The sequence below is a fragment of the Paracoccus angustae genome (assembly GCF_042648745.1).
In the GTDB taxonomy this organism is placed as follows: Bacteria; Pseudomonadota; Alphaproteobacteria; order Rhodobacterales; family Rhodobacteraceae; genus Paracoccus; species Paracoccus angustae.
Genome location: NZ_JBHRXY010000003.1, coordinates 128,406 through 150,141, shown reverse-complemented (window position 1 = coordinate 150,141; position 21,736 = coordinate 128,406). Strand labels below are relative to the sequence as shown.

At 68.5% G+C, this 21,736-nt stretch carries 21 protein-coding genes; 8 read left to right on the top strand and 13 right to left on the bottom strand.

Going from position 1 to position 21,736, the window contains the following annotated elements:
• Nucleotides 1–11: 11 nt before the first annotated feature.
• A complete protein-coding gene (locus tag ACFOM8_RS06270) occupies nucleotides 12–851 on the top strand; it encodes an SAM-dependent methyltransferase (RefSeq protein ID WP_377760328.1) in 840 nt (279 codons plus the stop codon).
• Entirely contained in the window at nucleotides 848–1,876 is a 1,029-nt protein-coding gene (gene hemH, locus ACFOM8_RS06265) for a ferrochelatase (RefSeq protein WP_377760326.1), read from the top strand. Before ACFOM8_RS06270 ends, hemH begins: the two co-directional genes overlap by 4 nt.
• 43 nt (nucleotides 1,877–1,919) lie before the next feature.
• On the opposite strand, the gene ACFOM8_RS06260 is transcribed toward hemH, so the two are convergent.
• Complete coding sequence (locus ACFOM8_RS06260; protein WP_377760325.1) at nucleotides 1,920–2,201, bottom strand: hypothetical protein; 282 nt, start codon at nucleotides 2,199–2,201, stop codon at nucleotides 1,920–1,922.
• 25 nt (nucleotides 2,202–2,226) lie between these two features.
• On the bottom strand, nucleotides 2,227–2,889 hold the full coding sequence (locus ACFOM8_RS06255) for a L,D-transpeptidase (protein WP_377760323.1): 663 nt from the start codon (nucleotides 2,887–2,889) through the stop codon (nucleotides 2,227–2,229).
• 220 nt (nucleotides 2,890–3,109) lie between these two features.
• On the opposite strand from ACFOM8_RS06255, the gene ACFOM8_RS06250 reads away from it, so the two are divergent.
• A complete protein-coding gene (locus ACFOM8_RS06250) occupies nucleotides 3,110–3,622 on the top strand; it encodes a CAP domain-containing protein (RefSeq protein WP_377760321.1) in 513 nt (170 codons plus the stop codon).
• Between the two features lie 49 nt (nucleotides 3,623–3,671).
• Here the strand turns inward: ACFOM8_RS06250 and ACFOM8_RS06245 are convergent, their stop codons facing one another.
• The 6 genes from ACFOM8_RS06245 to hslO all read right to left on the bottom strand — a co-directional run bounded on the left by ACFOM8_RS06245 (nucleotide 3,672) and on the right by hslO (nucleotide 10,058).
• Nucleotides 3,672–4,187 carry a L,D-transpeptidase family protein gene (locus tag ACFOM8_RS06245; RefSeq protein ID WP_377760320.1) on the bottom strand — a complete coding sequence of 172 codons (516 nt, stop codon included), beginning with the start codon at nucleotides 4,185–4,187 and terminating at the stop codon, nucleotides 3,672–3,674.
• Between the two features lie 61 nt (nucleotides 4,188–4,248).
• A complete protein-coding gene (locus tag ACFOM8_RS06240; protein ID WP_377760318.1) occupies nucleotides 4,249–5,487 on the bottom strand; it encodes a class I SAM-dependent RNA methyltransferase in 1,239 nt (412 codons plus the stop codon).
• Nucleotides 5,484–7,328: an ABC transporter ATP-binding protein gene (locus tag ACFOM8_RS06235; RefSeq protein ID WP_377760316.1), complete on the bottom strand. Its 1,845-nt coding sequence runs from the start codon at nucleotides 7,326–7,328 to the stop codon at nucleotides 5,484–5,486. Before ACFOM8_RS06235 ends, ACFOM8_RS06240 begins: the two co-directional genes overlap by 4 nt.
• Nucleotides 7,325–8,458: a CCA tRNA nucleotidyltransferase gene (locus ACFOM8_RS06230; protein WP_377760314.1), complete on the bottom strand. Its 1,134-nt coding sequence runs from the start codon at nucleotides 8,456–8,458 to the stop codon at nucleotides 7,325–7,327. The genes ACFOM8_RS06235 and ACFOM8_RS06230 overlap by 4 nt, the downstream gene beginning before the upstream one ends.
• Nucleotides 8,455–9,048, bottom strand: coding sequence for an NUDIX hydrolase (locus ACFOM8_RS06225; protein WP_377760313.1), 594 nt, complete (start codon nucleotides 9,046–9,048; stop codon nucleotides 8,455–8,457). Before ACFOM8_RS06225 ends, ACFOM8_RS06230 begins: the two co-directional genes overlap by 4 nt.
• Nucleotides 9,045–10,058, bottom strand: a complete 1,014-nt coding sequence (gene hslO, locus ACFOM8_RS06220; protein ID WP_377760311.1) for an Hsp33 family molecular chaperone HslO — start codon at nucleotides 10,056–10,058, stop codon at nucleotides 9,045–9,047. The genes ACFOM8_RS06225 and hslO overlap by 4 nt, the downstream gene beginning before the upstream one ends.
• Nucleotides 10,059–10,202: 144 nt before the next feature.
• On the opposite strand from hslO, the gene ACFOM8_RS06215 reads away from it, so the two are divergent.
• Complete coding sequence (locus tag ACFOM8_RS06215; protein WP_377760310.1) at nucleotides 10,203–10,646, top strand: NUDIX domain-containing protein; 444 nt, start codon at nucleotides 10,203–10,205, stop codon at nucleotides 10,644–10,646.
• 108 nt (nucleotides 10,647–10,754) lie between these two features.
• On the opposite strand, the gene ACFOM8_RS06210 is transcribed toward ACFOM8_RS06215, so the two are convergent.
• From ACFOM8_RS06210 to ACFOM8_RS06200, 3 genes are read right to left on the bottom strand one after another with little or no spacing between them, the layout of a single operon-like run.
• Nucleotides 10,755–12,056: a PP2C family protein-serine/threonine phosphatase gene (locus ACFOM8_RS06210; RefSeq protein ID WP_377760308.1), complete on the bottom strand. Its 1,302-nt coding sequence runs from the start codon at nucleotides 12,054–12,056 to the stop codon at nucleotides 10,755–10,757.
• A 49-nt stretch (nucleotides 12,057–12,105) separates the two neighbouring features.
• Complete coding sequence (ilvA, locus tag ACFOM8_RS06205; RefSeq protein WP_377760306.1) at nucleotides 12,106–13,365, bottom strand: threonine ammonia-lyase IlvA; 1,260 nt, start codon at nucleotides 13,363–13,365, stop codon at nucleotides 12,106–12,108.
• Nucleotides 13,366–13,404: 39 nt separating this feature from the next.
• Nucleotides 13,405–14,139, bottom strand: coding sequence for a hypothetical protein (locus tag ACFOM8_RS06200; RefSeq protein ID WP_377760304.1), 735 nt, complete (start codon nucleotides 14,137–14,139; stop codon nucleotides 13,405–13,407).
• A gap of 104 nt (nucleotides 14,140–14,243) precedes the next feature.
• On the opposite strand from ACFOM8_RS06200, the gene ACFOM8_RS06195 reads away from it, so the two are divergent.
• The 3 genes from ACFOM8_RS06195 (at nucleotide 14,244) to ACFOM8_RS06185 (ending at nucleotide 16,819) form a co-directional block, all read left to right on the top strand.
• Nucleotides 14,244–15,470, top strand: coding sequence for an argininosuccinate synthase (locus tag ACFOM8_RS06195; protein ID WP_377760302.1), 1,227 nt, complete (start codon nucleotides 14,244–14,246; stop codon nucleotides 15,468–15,470).
• 102 nt (nucleotides 15,471–15,572) lie between these two features.
• Complete coding sequence (mog, locus tag ACFOM8_RS06190; RefSeq protein WP_377760301.1) at nucleotides 15,573–16,106, top strand: molybdopterin adenylyltransferase; 534 nt, start codon at nucleotides 15,573–15,575, stop codon at nucleotides 16,104–16,106.
• A gap of 56 nt (nucleotides 16,107–16,162) precedes the next feature.
• The gene (locus ACFOM8_RS06185; protein WP_377760299.1) at nucleotides 16,163–16,819 is read left to right on the top strand and encodes an HNH endonuclease; all 657 of its coding nucleotides are present in this window, start codon (nucleotides 16,163–16,165) and stop codon (nucleotides 16,817–16,819) included.
• Nucleotides 16,820–16,992: 173 nt separating this feature from the next.
• Here the strand turns inward: ACFOM8_RS06185 and ACFOM8_RS06180 are convergent, their stop codons facing one another.
• On the bottom strand, nucleotides 16,993–17,712 hold the full coding sequence (locus ACFOM8_RS06180) for an LrgB family protein (RefSeq protein WP_377760297.1): 720 nt from the start codon (nucleotides 17,710–17,712) through the stop codon (nucleotides 16,993–16,995).
• A complete protein-coding gene (locus tag ACFOM8_RS06175; RefSeq protein WP_377760295.1) occupies nucleotides 17,705–18,085 on the bottom strand; it encodes a CidA/LrgA family protein in 381 nt (126 codons plus the stop codon). The genes ACFOM8_RS06180 and ACFOM8_RS06175 overlap by 8 nt, the downstream gene beginning before the upstream one ends.
• A 142-nt stretch (nucleotides 18,086–18,227) precedes the next feature.
• Here ACFOM8_RS06175 and ACFOM8_RS06170 point away from each other — a divergent pair, with 142 nt between their 5' ends.
• Entirely contained in the window at nucleotides 18,228–21,680 is a 3,453-nt protein-coding gene (locus tag ACFOM8_RS06170) for a chromosome segregation SMC family protein (protein ID WP_377760293.1), read from the top strand.
• Nucleotides 21,681–21,736: the final 56 nt, after the last annotated feature.

The following is a 21,736-nucleotide window of genomic DNA, read 5'->3' as shown; positions in this document are numbered from 1 at the left end:
GTTCCACCCCCATGACCATGCCCCCGCCAGACCGCCCCGCCTTGACCGACCGTTCCGCGCTGCTGCGCCAGCGGAGCCGCGCGATCCGCCAGGGCTTCGCCGATGTGCTGCACCGCCTTGCCGCCGACGAGGTCCAGGATAGGCTGTCCGAGATTAACAGAAGGTTTACCGCCCCTGCCGTGGTGACGGGTTTCCCCCACCTTTGGGCCGAAGCCTTTCGCGACGCCCGCATCGTTCCCGACCATCCCGTGCTGGATCTGGAACCGGGCGCGCATGACCTGGTGATCCACGCCATGGCGCTGCACTGGGCCGACGATCCGGTAGGCCAGATCGTCCAATGCGCCCGCGCCCTGCGCGAGGACGGGCTGTTTATCGCCGTCTGCTTCGGCGGCCAGACCCTGCACGAACTTCGCGCCGCCCTGGCCCAGGCCGAAGCCGAGGCGACGGGCGGCCTGTCCCCCCGCATCCTGCCCATGGGAGAGATCCGCGACATGGGCCAGCTTCTGGGCCGCGCGGGCCTGGCCCTGCCGGTGGCGGATGTGGTGACGCAGAAGGCCAGCTACCGCGACCTGTTCCACCTGGCCCGCGACCTGCGCGCCATGGGCGAAGGGAACGCCATGGCCGCCCGCCTGCGCCGTCCGACGCGGGCGGCGGTCTTTGCGCGCGCCGCCGCCATCATGGCCGGCCACCACCCCGACCGCGACGATCCGTCCCGTGTCGCCGTCACCTTTGATCTGGTCTTTCTGACCGGATGGTCGCCCTCGGACACGCAGCCCAAACCGCTGCGGCCGGGATCGGCCAAGACCCGACTTGAAGACGCGCTGAACGAACTCAGGACCAAGAAGACATGACGCCAGCCCATGCGCCCGCCAACCACCCTTCGATCCCGCCGAAGAAGACCGGGATCCTGATCGCCAACCTGGGCACGCCGGACGGTTACGATTACTGGTCGATGCGCCGCTATCTGAACGAATTCCTGTCCGACAGGCGGGTGATCGACTATCCGGCCTGGAAATGGCAGCCGCTGCTGCAAGGCATCATCCTGACCAAGCGGCCCTTCACGTCCGGCAAGAACTACAAGCTGATCTGGAACGAGGACAAGAACGAAAGCCCGCTGATGACCATCACGCGCGCGCAGGCCGAGGCGCTGCGCGCCCGCGCCGCCGCCGAATGGGGCGATCAGGTGATGGTCGATTTCTGCATGCGCTACGGCAACCCGTCCACGCGCGACGTGCTGGACCGGATGGTCAGGGCGGGCTGCCAGCGGATCGTGTTCCTGCCGCTGTATCCGCAATACGCGGGCGCGACGGCGGCCACGGCGAACGACCAGCTGTTCCGGGCGCTGATGGCGCAGAAATGGCAACCGGCGGTCCGCACCTGCGAGCCTTACTTCGACCGGCCCGACTATGTCGCAGCCCTGGCCGCGTCGGTCCGCCGCGCCCTTGGCGACAAGGTTCCGGCCAAGCTGGTCGCCAGCTATCACGGGATGCCGAAACGCTACCTTCTGGAAGGCGATCCCTATCATTGCCAATGCCAAAAAACATCCCGCCTGCTGAAAGAGGCCCTTGGCTGGCCCGACGGCGTGATCGACACCACCTTCCAGTCCGTCTTCGGGACCGAGGAATGGCTGCGCCCCTATACCGTCGAGCATGTGGCCGAACTGGCGAAACAGGGCATCACCGACATCGCGGTCATCTCGCCCGCCTTTGCCGCCGACTGCATCGAGACGCTGGAGGAGATCAACGGCGAGATCCGCGAAAGCTTCGAACACGCGGGCGGCAAGGACTTCACCTATATCCCCTGCCTGAACGACGACCCCGCGCATGTCGAGGTGATGCTGAACGTGGTGCGCGACAACATCGGCGGGTGGGTGTGACCGCCGGCCGAGGCCGTGCGCCCAGAGCGTCCGTCGGTTTCGCTCAAAGGATGCCGACGGCCCCCTGCGCCCACAGGATCAGGATGGCCAGGCAGATCAGGACGGCGACCAGCAGCCGCCGTGACCTGCCGCGGTTGCGCGACAGCGCCTCGTAAAGCAGGTTGCCGCCGGCCAGCAGCAGCGCGGCTAGCACGAAGTCGCCCGGACCCCAGTTCACCTGATCGCTGAAGCGCATCCCCGCCAATGGCGCCAGCAGCAGCGCCAGGATCGCGCCCCAGCGGAAGGCGCGCCAGCGACCGCGATGGGGACGCGTGATGCCGTTCATGCGCGTTGCCCCGGGCAGGCCGGCATCAGATCACCAGAACCTGCGTGCCGATCTTGGTCAGGCCGAACAGTTCCTTGATGTGTTCGTTGTAAAGCCCGATGCAGCCGTTCGACGACTTGCGCCCGATCTTGCGCGTGTCGTGGGTGCCGTGGATGCGGTAATACTGCCAAGACAGCCACAGGGCATGGGTGCCCAGGGGATTGTCGGGGCCGGGGCCAACGAAGTCGGGCCATTCCGGGTTGCGGGCCTTCATATCCGGCGTGGGTGACCAGCTTGGGCCTTCGACCTTCTTGATGATCTCGGTGCGGCCGGTGCGGGTCAGATCCTCGCTGACCGGGATCGAGGACGGATAAACCCGATAGGTGCCGCCGTCCTCGGACCAGAAATGCACGGCGCGCGAGGTCAGGTCGCACAGGATCGCGCCATTGGTCAGGGTCTCGAAATGCGGCTGCCAGCTTTGCGCCGAGAAGGACGAGATGTTGTGGCGGCTGTCGGCGTTCGGGTCGTATTGCACCTGCCCCGCGTCGGGGGCGGCGCCCGGAACGGCGCCGGGCGCCCCGCCATGGATCGGCTGGCCCGTGTAGGGGTCGTATTGCTGGGCCAGCGACGGCATGGCCAGGCCCGCGGCGCCCAATGCCGCGGCCGAACCCAGAAAGGCCCGGCGGTTGATTGCGGATGATCTGCTCATCGTCACATGTCCTTTGACGGATGGCCGTTCTTGGGACGGCCTTGACCACTCTGCCTCATGCGGCAGTGAAGTTCACTACGCCCGGCCGGCGATTCCGGCAACTCGAAGTGATGGCAGCGGCCAACATGCCACAGACCCCGCGCCTCACGGATTCTTGGGTTTGATCGGCCAGGCGTCCTTCGGTAAATCTGGGCCCAACAAAACGAGGGATGGCGAAAACATGCCGAATTACAAGGTGATTGCGGCGTTGTCGCTGGTGGCGCTGGCCGCCTGCCAGCCGCGCAGCCTGCCGCCGGTGGCGCCCGGCGGGCAGGACATGCCGGTCGCGCACCAGATCAGCGCCGCCGAGCAGCAGCAGATTCCGATCCGGGTGTTGCAGCAGATCAACACCCTGCGCGGAAACATCGCGGCCCCGCCCTTGACGCTGAACCCGCAGCTGTCGGCGGCGGCCCTGGCCCATTCGCGCGACATGTCGGCGCAGAACCGGGCCTGGCACTGGGGGTCGGACGGATCCTCGCCGCTGGACCGGGCGCGCCGGGCGGGCTATTTCGGCACCGTGGTGGGCGAGAACATCTCGGAATCCTACGAGAACGACATGCAGACGCTGAGCGCCTGGATGGGCACGCGGGACACGCGGGACGTGATCATGGATCCGGCGGCGACGAACCTGGGCTTTGCCTGGTATCAGGAACCCTCGGGCAAGGTCTGGTGGACGCTGCTGACCGGCAGCTAGGCACCGCCGGCAAGGGCCCCGGAGATCCGGGGCCTTGCCCGGTCGGGAATCAGGGATTGATGACGATCGGCACGCCGGGCCGAAGCATCGCGTAGACCTCCTCGATCTCCTCGTCCTTGATGGCGATGCAGCCTGCGGTCCAGTCCCGGTTCTTGGGGGCGAAGCGGTTGCCTTCCGGGCCGCGGCCATGGATGAAGATGTCGCCGCCCGCCTGCCGGCCCAAAGCGGCGGCCAGCGCGGCGTCTTGCTCGTTCGGATAGGACACGCCCACCGACAGGTGATAGCGGCTGCGCGGGTTGAAGCGGTCGATGTAATAAACCCCTTCGGGCGTCTTGCCGTCGCCTTCGAACTGCTTATGGCCCACCGGCACGTTGCCCAGGCCCACGTCATAGGATTTCAGCACGGTCGTGCCGTGCAGAAGATACAACTTCCGCGCGCCCTTGTTCACGACCACCTGGGTCACGGCGGGGCCGTTGTAGGCCTTGAACTTGCTTTCCGGTTTGCCGCAAGCCGCCACAAAGGCGAGCATCGAGAATGCGACGGCGCGGCGCGTTGGCTTGAACATCACTGCCTCTGACGTTTTTGGTTTTTATGGGCGCTGAATACCACATTGCGCCCTGATTTGGCTAGGTTCTGGCGAAGTCCGCGACGATTTCGACATGCGGCGACCACCGGAACTGATCAACCACCCGCAGCCGCTTCAGCGCAAAGCCGCCGTCAGCAAGAAGCCGCGCATCCCTTGAGAAAGTCACCGGGTCGCAGGCCACGAAGGCGACCCTTTCGGCTTTCGAGGCCGCGATCTCGCGGGCCTGCGCCTCGGCCCCGGCGCGCGGCGGGTCAATCACGATTGCGTCAAATCCGTTCAACTCATCCGCGAGAAGGGGACGGCGGGCGAGATCGCGATTCTGGGTCGTGACCCGGTTCAGCCCGGGCGCCGCGCGCCAGCCCGCGTCCAAGGCCGCAAGGGGCGCGGCCAGCCCTTCGACCGCATGAACGGCAGCGGTTTCCGCCAAGGGCAGGGAAAAGGTGCCGCAGCCGGAAAACAGGTCAACGATCCGCGCGGCGCCCCCGGTGAAGTCGCGGACCGCCGCGACCAGGGCCGCCTCGCCCTCGGCTGTCGCTTGCAGAAAGCCGCCGGGCGGGGGCACGACCCTGGCGCGGCCCATCGGCAGGGCGGGCGCCCGGCGGGTGATCGGCTGCCCGTCCCCGTTGTGGTCCTGCCAGGTCAGCCGCGCCAGGTCGCCTTCTTCGGCAAGACCGGCCAGGGTCTGGAACAGCGCGGGGTCCATCGGCTTGCCGCCGGCGACGGTCAGATCCAGCCCGGCGGGACCATGGATCACGGTCATCGACAGCTCGCCCCCGCGCGAGGCGCCCGCCACGGCGATCCGCCGCAGCAAGGGCAGGGCGGCGGTGATGGCGGGACGCATGACGTGGCAATCGGCCAGATCCGCGATCACGCCGGACGCGCGGGCGTGAAAGCCCACCAGCGCGCCCTTTTTCGTCCGCCTGCCCGACAGCACCGCCCGCCGCCGCGACCGGGGCGGCGAGACATGCACCCCCTCGATGGGCGCGGCCAACCCGCGCGCCGCCAGCGCCGCCTCGACCACCTGCCGCTTCCAGGCGGTCGTGAAGCCGTCCGAGGCATGCATCAGCGAACAGCCCCCGCAGGCGCGGTAATGCGCGCAAAGCGGCCGCACCCGGTCGGGCGAGGGCGTCACGATGCGCGGCGCGGCGAGGCGTCCGTCCAGGGCCTCGCCCTCGATCTCCTCGCCCGGGAGCGTCAGAGGGGCAAGGGCGCGGCCGGCCGGACCCAGGGCCACGCCGTCGCCGCGACGGCCCAGGCGTTCGACGCGCCACAGGCTCATTCCGCCGCCTCCTCGGTTCCCAGAAAGCCGCCCGACTGCCGGTTCCAATACCGCGCGTAAAGCCCGCCGCGCGCCAGCAGCTGGTCGTGGCTGCCCTGTTCCACGATCCGCCCGTCGTCCATGACGATGATCCGGTCCAGTTCGGCAATGGTGGACAGGCGGTGCGCGATGGCCAGAACCGTCTTGCCTTTCATGGCGCGCGCCAGGGCGTCCTGGATCTGCGCCTCGACCTCGCTATCCAGCGCGCTTGTCGCCTCGTCCAGCACCAGGATCGGCGCATCCTTCAGAAAGGCGCGGGCCAGGGCGATCCGCTGGCGCTGCCCGCCCGAAAGCTTGACCCCCCGTTCGCCCAGATGCGCGTCATAGCCCTTGCGGCCCTGGTGGTCCTGCAAGGTCAGGATAAAGTCATGCGCCTCGGCGGCCCTTGCCGCAGCCTCGATGTCCGCCTGCGAGGCGCCGGGGCGGCCATACAGGATATTGTCGCGGGCGGATCGGTTGAACATCGCGGTTTCCTGCGTGACCATGCCGATCTGGCGGCGCAGGCTTTCCTGGGTGACATGGCGCAAATCCTGCCCGTCGATGCGGATCGCGCCCTTTTCCACGTCGTAAAGCCGCAACAGCAGGGCCACCAGCGTGGACTTGCCCGCACCCGACGCGCCGACGATGCCGACCTTTTCGCCCGGCCGGATATGCAGGTCCACCTCGGCAAGGCCGCCTTCGTCCCGGCCATAGGCAAAGCCTACGCGGTCGAAGTCGATGCGCCCCGCGACCCGGTCCAGCGCCACCGCATCGGGCGCATCGGTCAGCCCGTGGGCGGGCGAAAGGGTCTTCATGCCGTCCTCGACCTCGCCCACGCTGCCCCAGATGCCCATCAGCGCCATGCTGACCCAGCCGGTCATCTGGCTCAGCCGCATGGCGATGGCGCCTGCGGCCGCCACGTCGCCGGGGGTCGCGGCGCCCTGGCGCCACAGCATGATGGATCCGCCGACCAGGATCACCGGCAGAACGCCCGCGATCACCATCAGCGACATGCGGAAGGTGCTGCTGACCACGCCGAAATCCAGGGCGCGGTCGCGGAATCCCGCCATGGCGCCCAAGGCCGCGCGGTCCTCGTGTTCGGCATGGGCGAACAGCTTCACGGTCTTGATGTTGGTGATGGTGTCGACGACCTGGCCGGTGATCATCGCGCGGGCCGATGCCCGGGCGCCGGATTTCGCCCGGATGCGCGGCAGAAAGAACCGGATCAGCGCCAGATAGGACAGCATCCACAAGATCAGCGCCACCGCGCCCCAGGTATCGACCGACACCAGGAACGCCGCCGACCCCAGAACCGAGGCCAAGGCGAAGGCCACCACGTTCACCATCTCGGACGCGACATCGGTGACGGCGCGGGCGGTCTGCATCTGCTTTTGCGCCAGCCGCCCGGCGAAATCGTTGTCGAAAAAGGCCACCGAATGGCCCATGGTCCAGCGGTGGATCCGCGACAGCACCAAGGGCAGCACGTTTGGCCCGATGATCACGCTGCTGGTTGCGGTGGAAAGGCCGAAGATCAGCGGCCGCAAGAGCAGGAAAAATCCCGCGAAGGCGGCGATCAGCAACCCGTTCTGGCCCCAGAAGGCGCCCGGATCGCCGGTGGCGATGGCATCAACGACCCAACCCAGCAGCACAGCCGCCACCACGTCCGCGACCCCGCCCAGGGCCGAGGCGACGGCTGCCAGCGTCAGCCCGCCCCAGGCCCCCGACAGGCACCAGCGGAAAAAGGCCAGAAGCGTGGCGGGCGGCGGCCCGTCCGCCGGGCGGAAGGCGTCGATCAGACGGCCGAGGCGATGGTGGAATGTCATGGGGCCTCCGCAGCCAGAATGGCGATGTCGATCAAGGCGGGCGCGGGCATGGCAAAGCCGGAGTCGATCCAGGCATCCTCGGCCGCCTTCAATCCCCGGCCCAACGCCGGGCCGTGCAGGGGCGGTTGCAGGTCGGCGGCGGAAATCGGCAAGGGACGGGCGACGGCTCGCGCACGGATCCAGCCGTCGCGCGGACCCGAGGTCTGAACCAGAGCCGCGGCGGCATCGGCCAGATCGCCGCGCAGGCGATAGGCGATGCGGTTGAAGGACCAGTTCTCGGCCAGGGCGGTGACCAGCGTGCGGTGATCACGCGCTTCGGACCGCGACAAGCGCAGGGCACCGGTCAGGTCGGCCTGCGACAGCGCGGCCAGACGGGCCAGCCAGGGGGCGGGGGACCGCAGCGCAGAAAGGCGGTCGGGCGTGGCCCCGGGCAGCACCTTGTCCAGCACGCCCGCATCCTGCATCAGCCGGACGGCGGGCACCGGATCGGGCGCCATCAGCAGCTTGCGCATTTCCTGGCCGATGCGTTCACGGGAAATTCCGTCCAACCCGTCGCGCAGCGCGGCGCAGGCCGACACCGCATCGGGATCGGCGTCGCGGCCATACCAGGCCAGAAAGCGGAAGAAGCGCAGGATGCGCAGGTAATCCTCGGCGATGCGCTGCCCGGGATCGCCCACGAAGCGGATGCGGCGGGCGCGCAGGTCGTCCAGCCCGCCGACCAGGTCGATCACGGCGCCGCCGCGGTCGGCATAAAGCGCGTTCATCGTGAAGTCCCGGCGGCGCGCGTCCTGGGCCAGGTCGTCCGAAAAGGCCACAACCGCGCGGCGTCCGTCGGTTTCGACGTCGCGGCGCAGGGTCGTCACCTCGAACCCCCGTCCGCCGACCACGACCGTGACCGTGCCGTGGTCGATGCCCGTGGGCACGGGCTTCAGCCCCGCCGCCCGGGCCAGCCGGACGACCCCGTCCGGCAGGGCATCGGTCGCCAGATCCACATCCTCGACCGGCATTTCCAGAAGCGCGTTCCTGACCGCGCCGCCGACCAGCCAAGCGCGGTGACCCCCGGCCTCGATCGCGTCAAGGACCGATCGCAGGGCCGGATCCTGCAACAGCCAAGGCGGAAGCTGCGTCACGCCTGCATCCTTCTGGCCAGACCCAGCAGGATCCGCGCCGTCGCGCCCCACAGGTAATAGGGGCCGAAGGGGGCCGCGTGATAGCTGCGCCAGCCTTCGCGCCAGCGGCGGCGCTCCACGCGATAGCGGGACGGGTCGGCGACATGGGCGAAGGGCAGGGCAAAGGCCTCCTCGACCTCGCCGGGTTCGGCGCGGGGCTGGAAGGGGCCGCGGATGACGCCGATCACCGGGGTCACCGCAAAGCCCGTGACGGTGCGATGCGGGGGCAGGGTGCCCAGCAGATCGACCTGGGCGGGGTCCAGGCCGACTTCCTCGCGCGCCTCGCGCAGGGCGGCGGCGACGGCATCCGCGTCGGCGGCATCGACCTTGCCGCCGGGCAGGGCGATCTGGCCCGGATGGTGGCGCAGCCCCGAGGCGCGCTTGGTCAGGACCAGCCGCCCGTCATCCGCGTGAAAGGCCGCCAGCACGCCCGCCGCCCGGAGACTGCCCCCAGGCGGGGCGACATCCGGGTTCAGGTCGTAATCCGATGTCGGCCCCGCCGCGACGGACAGGGCCTGGCGCAGACGGTCTTCGGACCAGTCGAGGATCACTCGGCCGCCCTGCCGTTCAGCGGCTGGCCGTCGGCGCCAACGGTTGCCTCGAAACCCAAGCTTTGCGGGTCGAATTCGTAATGCGCGCCGCAGAACTGGCAGTCGGCGGTGACGATGCCCGCATCCGTGGTCATGTGCGCGATGTCCTTGGCCGAATAGATCGAAAGCGTGTCGCGCACCCGGTCCTCGGTGCAGGAACAGCCGAATTCCACCCGCTGCGTATCGAAGACACGGGGGGTTTCCTCGTGGAACAGCCGCAGAAGCAGGTCGGTCGGGCCGACCGAGGGACCGATCAGCTCCAGCGTCTCGACGGTGTCCAGCAGCAGGTTGGCGCGGTTCCAATCCTCGGATTCGATCCCTTGCAGGATGTCGGCGGCTTCGATCAGCCCGCCCTCGCCGCTGCCGCCTTCGCCTTGCATGGGCGTGGCGGGCAGGGTTTGCAGCATCACGCCGCCCGCGCGCCAATGGCCGCTCTCGCCAGACAGGCGCGAATGGCCGCTGGCCAGCTGGAACCGCGTCGGCAACTGCTCGGACTGCGCGAAATAGGTCTGCGCGCAGGCGGACAGCGACCCCCCCGCCAAGGGCGTGATCCCCTGATAAGGCAGCGTGCCCTCGCCCTGGTCGATCAGCAGGGCGAAATACCCTTCGCCGATCTGGGAAAAGGGCGGGCGGCCGTCCAGGCGGTCGGGATCGAAGCTGGCCCAGGCCCGGACGCGGGCCGGCGCGCCGTCGCGTTCGGGGGCGTAGTAATCGGCGGCCAGCGTGCGGATCGCGCCATTGCCGCGGACCTGGAGGCTGAGCTTCCAGCGCAGCTTGACGGTGGGGCCGATCAGCGCGACCAGCAGCGCCAGTTCCGCCACCATGGCGCTGACGGGCGCCGGATAGTCGTGGCGCGACAGGATGTGATCCAGCACCCCGTCCAGCCGGACGACGCGTCCGCGGATGTCCGAACGGTCCAGCTGGAACGGCAATACCGTGTCGTCCCACGCAATCTGGTTGATCTTGCTCATGCGATATTCCTGAAATCCGGGGCAGGCCCGCGCAGGGGGCCAGGTCGGGTCCAATATAGGGCTTTCGCGAGCAATCCCAAGGGGCCGCTTCCGCAGCGGCGGGCCGCGCGCTAAGGCTGCGCGGCAACAAGCACCGGAGGCACCATGATCCGCCGATACGGCAATCCCCCGCGGCCGGGGCAGCGTCACGGGCTGCGGCCGGGCGCCTATGCCCTGCTGGCCCGCGACGGGCGCCTGCTGCTGACCCGACAGTCCGAACCCGAGCCGGAGTTCCAGTTGCCCGGCGGCGGCATCGACAAGGGCGAGAGCGGCTTGCGCGCGCTGCACCGCGAGGTGTTCGAGGAAACCGGCTGGACCATCGGCAAGGCCCGCTGGCTGGGCAGCTATCGCCGCTTTGCCATTATGCCGGACCATGGCCGGTTCGCGGAAAAGCTGTGCCACGTCTGGATCGCGCGCCCGGTTCTGCGCCTGTCCGGCCCGACCGAGCCGCATCACAGCGCCCATTGGGCAAGCCCGCTGGCGGCCTTGGACCTGCTGGCCGATCCGGGCGCGCGGGCCTTTCTGGCGCGCTTTCGGGACCTGGTCTAGCAGGCGGGCAGGAGATCGTTCCGGCCCGGGCGGGTTTCCACCTGCGCCGCGCCTCGGATCTGATGACGGCCGATCCGGCCTGGGGCAGGAACGAAACACCGTGTCGGCCTAGCGGCCGGGCAGGGACACCATCTCGGCCGGGGCGAGGTGTTCGATCAGCACGGCCGACATGTCGTCCTGCCGTTCGCCCCGGCAGTATTCCGACACCGACCAAGCCATGCTTTCCAGAAAGATATGCCCGCCCAGAAAGGCGTTGGTGCGCAGGATCGCCTCGACCCCGTCGTCGCCCAGAAGGCGGCCCGCGGGGTTCGCCGCCTCGGTGATGCCGTCCGAGCAGATCAGCAGCCGGTCGCCAGGTTCCATCACCAGTTCGATCTCGTCGAAGACCGGTCTTTCGAAGACGCCGATCGGCATGCCGCCGTTGCCCAGCGGCCTGACCGAGCCGTCGGCCCGTTGCAGGACCGGATGGGGATGGCCCGCCTGCACCATGCGCAACCGACCGGTCGTGTGGTTCAGTTCGGCATAGATCATCGTGTAATACGTGTCGGTCGCCATCTCCTCCAGCATCATGTTGTTGAAGAAATGCGCCAAATCCGCCGGGCTGACCGCGTCCGTGCCGGTCTGGGCCGCGCGCAGCGCCACGTTCTGGTCGGCCGATCCCGACAGATGCACCGACAGCTGCGCCGTCAGCAGCGCCGCCGTGACCCCGTGGCCCGACACGTCCAGCGCATAGATGCCGATCCGGTCGTCGCCGATGGGAAAGAAGCCCACCAGATCGCCGCCGATATGGCCCGCGGGGCGCAGCAGCAGCGACAACTGGATCGGGCCGAACCGGCCCGAGCGCTGCTTGACGAGGCCCTGTTGCAGCTTGCGGGCCTCGGCCAGGTCGCGGTCGATGGCGGCCTGGGTGTCGCGCAGCCGGTCCAGCGCCGACCGAAGCTGGGCGTTGCTGGCGCGCAGGTCATCCTCGACCCGCAGGATGCGTTCGCCCGCGGCAAGGCGCACCAGCAAGTCCTGACGGCTGACGGGCGTTGTCAGGAAATCGTCCGCCCCCGCCTCCAGCGCCCGGGCGATGTCGTCCTCGTCCTGGGCCGAGGTGAGCAGCACGAAATAGCCGTAGTTGCGCCGTTCCCCGATGCGGAAGGCGCGGCACAGATCCAGCCCGGATTCCGTGCCCGCCTGGCCGGGAATGGCCCAGTCGGACAGCACGATGTCGGGCTCGTTGCGCTGGCACAGTTGCAGGGCGTCCGCGACCGAGGCAGCCTCCAGCACCTCGTAACGGGCCCGGTGCAGATGGGCCGCCAGAAGGCGCCGTTGCGCGTTGTCGGGGCTGACCAGCAGCACGCGCCGAACCAGGCGTGTGGCGGCGGGCTTTTCAGGGGCAGGGGTTTGGCGATTCGCGCGTCTCATGCAGGGGTGATACCCTCCCGCCGGTAAAGGCGCGGTAAACGCGGAAAGATCAGACCAGCAGTTCGGACAGGATCTCGTCGTTGGTGATGTCGCGGTAAACGAAGCCTGCGCCGTCCAGCCGGGTCTTGAGCAGGGTCAGGTTCTGCGGCGCCGAGGTCTCGATCCCGATCAGGATCGAGCCGAAGTTGCGCGCCGATTTCTTGAGGTATTCGAACCGCGCCACGTCGTCGTCGGGCCCCAGCAGGTCCAGGAAGTCGCGCAGCGCGCCGGGACGCTGCGGCAGGCGCAGGACGAAGTATTTCTTCACGCCCGCGAATCGTTGCGCGCGTTCCTTGACCTCGGGCAGGCGCTCGAAGTCGAAGTTGCCGCCCGAGCAGACGCAGACCACGCGCTTGCCCGTCAGGTCGCCCAGATCCCCCAGCACGTCGATGGCCAGCGCGCCCGCCGGCTCCAGCACCACGCCTTCGTGGTTCAGCATCTCCAGCATGGTGGTGCAGATGCGGTCCTCGGGCGCCAGATGCACGTCGCCGGGGGAAAAGCCGCGCAGCGCCTCGAAGGGCAGGGCGCCGATGCGGGCCACGGCGGCGCCGTCCACGAAGTTGTCCACGGCGGGCAGGGCGACGGGGGCGCCCTGTTGCAGGGCGGCCTGGAGGCTGGCCCCGCCCAGGGGTTCGGCAAAGGCGAACCGGGTGCCGGGCGCCGTTTCCGCGAAATAGCGCGTCACCCCCGCCGACAGGCCGCCGCCGCCCACCGGCAGCACCACCAGGTCGGGCGCCTCGCCCAGTTGCTCCAGCATTTCCAGCGCCACGGTCGCCTGGCCCTCGATCACGTCGGCCGAATCGAAGGGGGCCAGGAACTGCGCGCCGTGTTCGGCGGCAAAGGTTTGGGACGCCGCCAGGGTCTGGTCGAAATAGTCGCCGGTCAGGATGATCTGGATCGCGTCGCCGCCGAAGACCTTGGTCTTGTCGATCTTCTGCCTGGGCGTCGTCACCGGCATGAAGATCGTGCCCCTGGCCCCGAAATGGCGGCAGGCATAGGCCACCCCCTGCGCATGGTTGCCCGCGCTGGCGCAGACGAAATGCGCGTTCGTCGCCTGTCCCGGCGCGACCCGCTTGCGCATGGCGTTGAAGGCGCCCCGCAGCTTGTAGGAGCGCACGGGCGTCAGATCCTCGCGCTTGAGCCAGATCTCGGCCCCGAACCTGGCCGACAGGTGGTCGTTGCGCTGGAGGGGCGTCGGCTCGAACAGGTCGCGGATCGCGGTTTCGGCGTTGCGGACCAGGGCGGCGAAGGTGGGTGCGGCGTTTTCCATGCGCCTGCGCATGACGCGAAAGGGGGCGTTTGGCAAGGGTCAGCGCAAGGGTCGGCCTTCGACATAATGGCCCCAGAGGGTGGTCAGGACGGACAGGCTGAAAAGCACGGAAAGCCAGAAATAGCAGACCATCGCGATCACCTTGGCAAGATCCGGCCATCGACTGCTTGCCGTGGCTTCCATGATCGCCTCGACAACCTCGTTGCCGATGAATGCTGTCAGCGACAGCACAAGCAACGTCCCGCCTGCAGGCTTCATCTTTTCCCAAGCCGTGCGGATCGGACTGGGTGCCCCGACGGCCGCGCCCGCAAGCGCGGCTCCCAGGATCAGCAGCAAGCCGAAGAACAACAGGTTCATGACAACCATAACGACGATTGTAAGAATCCCGCTGCCGACTTCAGAGACGACGAAAAGCGCCGCCAGCATCGCGAGGATCGCAGGGACGATGATTACGATGCTCCGCAGCAATGCCCCGATATAGCGCCAAAAAGGCGTGCGCGACGGCGGCGCAAGCAGATGCTTGTGTTCGTCAAGCAGGATGAAGCGATGCCAGCGCACGGCAAGCCAGGCCATGAGCAGAACATAGGACAAAAGGGCTGTCACCAGGCCGCCCCCGCCTATGCCCGGCGGCTTGGCCCAGTATCGCGCAACCGCGATCAGTCCGGCGCCCATGCACAGACCGACCGCCAACGGCACCGCCGACAGCGCGATCGCCTGCTTCAAGTTTCCGAGAACCTGTCGCAGCGCGTGCAGCAGAATGCGGACTGCCTTCATCGAAATGCCCCTGATCAAAGCCGTTCCTTTATCCCGCCCCAGACTCTTGTGACAACGCCGCTTCTGCCTTATTGCCCCGGAAACTTTGCCGAAGGGTTAACCGCATGTCCGACGCGCCGAAAAAAGTGGTCCTTGCCTATTCGGGCGGGCTCGACACCTCGATCATCCTGAAATGGCTGCAAACCGAATACGGCTGCGAGGTCGTCACCTTCACCGCCGACCTGGGTCAGGGCGAGGAGCTGGAACCCGCGCGCAAGAAGGCGGAACTGCTGGGCATCGCGCCGGAAAACATCCACATCGAGGATCTGCGCGAGGAGTTCGTGCGCGACTTCGTGTTCCCGATGTTCCGGGCCAACGCGCTGTATGAAGGGCTGTATCTGCTGGGCACCTCCATCGCGCGCCCGCTGATCTCGAAGCGGCTGGTGGAACTGGCGCACCAGCACGGCGCGGATGCGGTGGCGCATGGCGCGACGGGCAAGGGCAACGACCAGGTGCGGTTCGAACTGTCGGCCTATGCGCTGGACCCGTCGATCAAGGTCATCGCGCCCTGGCGGCTGTGGGACCTGACCAGCCGCACGAAGCTGATCGAGTTTGCCGAGCAGAACCAGATCCCCATCGCCAAGGACAAGCGCGGCGAGGCGCCCTTCAGCGTGGACGCGAACCTGCTGCACACGTCGTCGGAAGGCAAGGCGCTGGAGAACCCGGCCGAGGCCGCGCCGGAATACGTCTATCAGCGCACCGTGAACCCCGAGGATGCGCCGGACACGCCCGAGTTCATCGAGGTCACCTTCGAACGCGGCGACGCGGTGGCCATCGACGGGCAGGCGCTGTCGCCCGCCACGATCCTGACGCGGCTGAACGAGTTGGGCGGCAAGCACGGTATCGGGCGTCTGGACTTTGTGGAAAACCGCTTCGTCGGCATGAAGTCGCGCGGCATCTATGAAACCCCCGGCGGCACGATCCTGCTGGAAGCCCATCGCGGGATCGAGCAGATCACGCTGGACAGCGGGTCCGGGCACCTCAAGGACAGCCTGATGCCGCGCTATGCGGAACTGATCTACAACGGCTTCTGGTTCAGCCCCGAACGCGAGATGCTGCAGGCCCTGATCGACAAGTCGCAGGAACACGTGTCAGGCACCGTGCGGCTGAAGCTGTATAAAGGCCTTGCCACCTGCGTCGGCCGCTGGTCGGACCGGTCGCTGTACAGCGAGGCGCATGTGACCTTCGAGGACGACGCGGGCGCCTATGACCAGAAGGACGCGGCAGGCTTTATCAAGCTGAATGCGCTGCGGTTGAAGCTGGTGGCGAACCGGAACGCCCGGGCGAAGTGAATAAGGAAGCACTTACTTGCCGAAAGGCCGCGGCATCCCCGCGGCCTTTTCTTTTGCGCTTCTCTGACCCACAGTGGCTTTGACCAGCAAAAGGCCCGCCTCATGACCGACCGCCCCGCCCGCATCAGCATCCTCACCGTCAGCGACCGCGCCGCGCGGGGCGAATACGAGGACAAGGGCGGCCCCGGCGCCGAGGCCTGGCTGCGCGACGTGGTGGTTTCCCCCATGGAGATCACCCGCACCATCATCCCGGACGGGCGTGAAGGCGTGGCCGCGACCCTGCGCGAACTGGTCGAGGGCGGAGCGGACCTGATCCTGGTGACCGGCGGCACCGGCCCCGCCCCGCGCGACCAGACGCCCGAGGCAGTTTTCGATGTCGCGGAAAAGGAACTGCCCGGCTTCGGCGAGGAGATGCGCCGCGCGTCGCTGCTGGAGGTGCCGACCGCGATCCTGTCGCGCCAGACGGCGGTGATAAGGGATGCGACGCTGATCATCACCCTGCCGGGCAAGCCTGCGGCGATCGCGACGTGCCTGAATGCGGTGTTCGCGGCGGTTCCCTATTGCCTGGACCTGATCGGGGCGGCGCGGGTGGAGACGGACGCAGGGAAGGTGAAGGCGTTTAGGCCGGGCAGCTAGTAGTTCGATAGTAAGGTATATCAAGACTGTAACCTTAAGAGGGAGCGTAGAAGAAAATGCCTATCGAAGAACATGGAGTAACATTTGCGATTGTCGAAGGTGCGCTCATGCATATTCGTGCAGGCTTCCTGCCAAAAAGTTATAATCGAGCATCAACAACAACATACATAATGTGGGAGGGCGAGCTGTGGGATTTAAAGCCAGTCGTTGCAAAAGCGTTTGAATTAGCTAATAGCGATATGGCGGAAGATAGTGATTGGAATACTACAAAGTATCGAGATGATTTGGTTCGGATTGGCTTTCCGGTTGTGGTATTTAGGGAGAAACGTCATCGCAAACTTGGAATAAGCGGTTTTTCGGCCGACGAACTCGACGACGATCACTGTGTGCTGTTTCCTCCTGACATGCGTCGAGAAGATAATGTATTGCGATCTTTCGAAGACATTGATGAGGGGGCGCCTCAGCGTTTAGCAGGGATATCCTATTTCATTAGGGATCCAGAAATCCGGCGCCAATGCTTGAAGTCTGCAAAGGGAATTTGTCAAAGTTGCGGGAAAACTGCTTTCAAAACGCGTTATGATGAATGGTTTTTGGAAGTTCATCATAAGAAGTGGTTGAGGGAAGGTGGGGCAGACGCACTTGAAAACGTCATCGCCCTTTGTCCCAACTGCCATCGGCAAGAACACTATGGGGCAAATCGGAAATACTATTGAACTGTACGGCTTCGGAAACGGCCACCGCACACAATCGGTGCACCTCCTGTGTACGCCCTGTGCACCCGCGCTGCACCCCCTGCACAGCCAAAAACCCAGTGTTTACCGGCGCTTCCGCCTCTCACCCCACACCCGTTGCACAAAGCAGCGCCCGCAGCCGTTGCGCGCGCGCCTCACCCGCCGAACCACCCCACCACCACCGGCGCGATCACCGCCGTCAGCACCGCGTTCAATCCCATGCCGATGCCCGAGAACGCGCCCGCCGTCTCGTTCACCTGGAACGCCCGCGCCGTGCCGATCCCATGCGCCGCCACCCCCACGGCAAAGCCCCTCGCGCGCCAGTCCCGGACCCGCAGCGCATTCAGCAGGGGCGTCACAACGATGGCCCCGAAGATGCCGGTCAGCAGCACAAGGGCGGCGGTCAGGGTGGGCTGGCCTCCGATCCGCTCGGCGATGCCGATGGCGACGGGGGCGGTGGTGGACTTGGGCGCCAGCGAGGCCAGCACCGGGCCGGAGATCCCGAAGGCCCGCGCGATCCCCAGGGCCGAGACCACCGCCACGCCCGACCCCACGACCAGACCCGCCAGCATCGGCGCCGCGGCGCGGCGGACGCGGGGCAAGTTGTCGTAAAGGGGCAGCGCCAGGCAGACCGTCGCGGGGCCGAGCATGAAGTGGACGAACTGCGCGCCCTCGAAATAGGTGGCGTAATCGGTGCCCGTGGCGCCCAGCAGCAGGGCCAGCCCGATCACCGCGATCAGCACCGGGTTGGCCCAGCTTTGCCGCCCCGCGGCGCGGAACAGGGCGTCGCCGATCACATAGGCCACCAGCGTCGCCGTCAGCCACAGCAACGGGCCTTGCGCCAGATAGGACCAGATCAGCGCGGGGTCAGTCATTCTTGTCCTCCTTCAAGGCGGACGGATCGACGGATCGGGTCCAGCGCGCCACCGCCTGGAAGGTCATAGCCCCTGCCGCGATGGCCAGCACGGTCGATCCCGTGATGGCCACCGCCAGCCCGATGCCCTGGTCTCGCAGGGTGGGCCAATGGGCCACGACGCCCACGCCCGCCGGAACGAAGAACAGCGACAGATGCGCCAGCAGGCCCTGCGCCGTGGACCGCAGCCGGTCCGCCAGCGCGGGCCGCAGCACGCAAGCGGCGACCAGCAGGCACAGGCCCACGACCGGGCCGGGCAGGGGCAGATCCAGCGCGCGGGACAGGATCTCTCCGACAAGCTGAAAAGCCAGAATCAGGGACAGGGCGATGATCATGGCGCCGATGGTAGCTGAAATCGGCCCGCCGACCATGCGCATCTTGTGGAAACTGTTACTCCGCTTGCCAGATATAGCGCGGAACGGTTGACTTGGACCCCCGCAATGCGACAATCCCCGGTGGAAAGAAAGGGAACCCCGCTTGCGCTTCGACCGGCTGCGACTGAACGGCTTCAAGAGCTTCGTGGACCCGACCGACCTGGTCATCCGCGAGGGACTGACCGGCATCGTCGGCCCGAACGGCTGCGGCAAGTCGAACCTGCTCGAGGCGCTCCGCTGGGTCATGGGCGAGAACCGCCCCACCGCCATGCGCGGCGAGGGGATGGAGGACGTGATCTTCGCGGGCACCGCCCGCCGCGCGGCCCGCGCCCATGCCGAGGTGGTGCTGACCGTGGACAACCGCGACCGGCTGGCGCCCGCGGGCTTCAACGACGATGACGGCTTCGACATCGTGCGCCGGATCGCGCGGGACGCGGGGTCCGTCTACAAGATCGGCGGCAAGGACGTGCGGGCGCGCGACGTGCAGATGCTGTTCGCGGACGCCTCGACCGGGGCGCACAGCCCGGCGTTGGTTCGCCAGGGCCAGATTAGCGAGCTGATCAGCGCCAAGCCCCGTTCGCGCCGCCGGATCCTGGAGGAGGCGGCGGGGATCAGCGGGCTTTACCAGCGCCGCCACGAGGCAGAGCTGAAGCTGAACGCGGCCGAGGCGAACCTGACGCGGGTCGAGGACACGCTGGACCAGCTGTCCACGCAGGTGGTGTCGCTGACCCGCCAGGCCCGCACCGCCGCGCGCTATCGCGAGATCGGCGCGGCGCTGCGCCTGGCCGAGGGCGCGCTGCTGTATCGCCGCTGGTCCGAGGCCGAAGCCGCGCGGCTGGCCGCCGTCGAGGCGCTGGCGGGGGCGATCCGCGACGCCGGCGCAACCGCAGCCGCCTCGCACGAGGCAGCCGCCCGGCGCGAGGCGGCTGATGCCGCGCTGCCCGCCTTGCGCGAGGAAGAACAGATCGCCGCCGCCGTCCTGTCGCGGATCGTGATCGAACGCGACGCCCTGGACGAGGCCGATGCCCGTGCCAGCCAGGCCATCGCCAGCCTGCAAGCGCGCGTCGGTCAGCTTGCCCGCGACCTTGACCGCGAGGAGGCCCTGAACCGCGACGCGGGCGAGGTGGTCGCTCGGCTGGCCTGGGAAAAGGCCGAACTGGACAAGGCGGGCAAGGGCCATGACGCGCGGCTGGACACCGCCGCCCGTGCCGCCGACGAGGCCGCCGAGGCGCTGCGCGAGGTCGAGGCGCGGTTGGCGGAACTGACCGACGAGGCCGCGCGCCTGGCGGCACGGCACCAGTCCGCGGAACGGCTGGCGGCGGATCTGCGCGCGATGCTGGACCGGTCGGAACGCGCGAGCGCCCAGGCCCAGGCCGCGGTTGACCGCGCAGCCGAAGCGGGGGCCGCCGCCGCCGCCGCGCTTGCCGCCGCCGAGCAGGCTCGGCAAGCCGCCGCCGAGCGCGCCGAGGCCGCCGAGGACGCGCTTGGCACGGCCGAAGCCGCCCGGGCCGAGGCCGAGGCCGTCGAGACCGGCGCCCGCATCGCCCGGGCCGAGGCCGAGGGCGAATCCGGCGCCCTGGCCGCCGAGATGGCCGCCTTGCGCAGGCTGGTGGAACGCGGCGGCTCCGGGGGGCGGGCGATCCTTGATCAGGTGACGGTCGCCAAGGGCCATGAGGCGGCCTTTGGCGCTGCTTTCGGCGACGATCTGCGGGCGGGGCTGGCGGCGGACGGCGAAAGCGGCTGGCACCTGATGGCCCCTTGGGACGATCCGCAGCCCTTGCCGGATGGCGCGGCACCCCTGGCGCCGCATGTCGCGGGCCCGGCAGCCCTGGCGCGCAGGCTGTCGCAGGTCGGGCTGGCCGCCGATGCGGCGGCCGGGGCCGCGATGCAGGCCGCCCTGAGGCCGGGCCAGCGGCTGGTCACGCCTGCGGGCGATCTGTTCCGCTGGGACGGGATGCGGACGATGGCGGGAGAGGCTTCCTCGGCCGCCGCCTTGCACCTGCAAAAGGTCAACCGGCTGGCCGAACTGGCGGACCAGACCGCCGGAGCGGAAGCCCGGGCGGCGTATGCGGCCGAAACCCACGAGGAAGCGCGCGCCGCCCTGGCGGACGCCACCGCGACCGAGAAATCCGCCCGCGATGCCCGGCGCGATGCGGAACGGCAGCTGTCCGAGGCCGCGCGCACCCTGACGCGGGCCGAATCCGACCTGTCGATGGCACGCAGCCGCGCCGAGGCCGCAGGGGCGGAACTGGCGCGGCACCGCGCCGACGCCGGGGACGCGCGCGGGCGCCTGGCGCAGGCGGAAGCCGCGCTGGCCGGGCTGCCGGACCGGGCCGACGCCGCCACGGCGCTGGACCATGCCCGCACCGGGGTCGAGGCCGCGCGCATCGCCACCATGACCCGCCGCGCCGCCCTGGACGAGCTGAAGCGCGAGGCCAACGCCCGCACAAGGCGCCTGCAAGAGATCGCCAAGGAGGAATCGGGCTGGAGGCTGCGCCTGCAACAGGCTGGCACGCGCGCGTCCGAACTGGAGGCGCGGCGCGACGCCGCCCTGGCCGAACTGTCCGATGCCGAGGCGCAGCCGGCCGTTCTGGCCGACCGCCGCGCCAGCCTGCGGATGCGCGAAGCGCAGGCCGACGCGCGCCTGGCCGCCGCCCGCGACGCGCTGGCGGTGGCCGAGGACGCCGCCCGCAGCGCCGCCCATGCCGAGCGCGAGGCCGAGCGCGCCGCATCCGAAGCCCGCGAAACCCGCGCCACCCGCGAGGCCCGCGCCGAGGCCGCGCGGGACGCCGAGGCCGCCGCCCGGGCGCGCATCCTCGAGGAAACCGACGCGGCTCCGCAGGCCCTTCTGGCCTCGCTGGGGGGAACGCCGCCCGACACGCCCGCCGCCGCGCTGGAGGACCGGATCGCCCGGTTGCGCGCGCAGCGCGACGGGCTTGGCGCCGTCAACCTGCGCGCCGACGAGGACAAGCGCGCGCTCGAGGCCGAGCGCGACCGCCTTGCCGCCGAAAAGGCCGACCTCGAGGAAGCAATCCGCAAGCTGCGCGCCGGGATCGCCGGCCTGAACCGCGAAGGGCGCGAACGGCTGCTGGCGGCCTTTGACACGGTGAACGCCAATTTCACCGCGCTGTTCACCACGCTCTTCGGCGGCGGCGAGGCGCGGCTGGTGCTGGTCGAATCCGACGATCCGCTGGACGCGGGGCTGGAAATCATGTGCCAGCCGCCGGGCAAGAAGCTGTCCACGCTGTCGCTGCTGTCCGGCGGGGAACAAACCCTGACCGCGATGGCGCTGATCTTTGCGGTGTTTCTGGCCAATCCCGCGCCGATCTGCGTCCTGGACGAGGTGGACGCGCCCTTGGACGACGCCAATGTCAGCCGCTTCTGCGACCTGCTGGACGCCATGACGCGGCGCACCGACACGCGTTTCCTGATCATCACCCATCACGCCGTCACCATGTCGCGCATGGACCGGCTGTTCGGCGTCACCATGGTCGAGCAGGGCGTCAGCCAGCTTGTCAGCGTGGACCTGAAGCGCGCCGAGGCTCTGGTCGCCTGACGCCCGCCTTGCTAGGCTGCCGCCCGAATCCAGACCGTCTTATCCAAGCCACACGA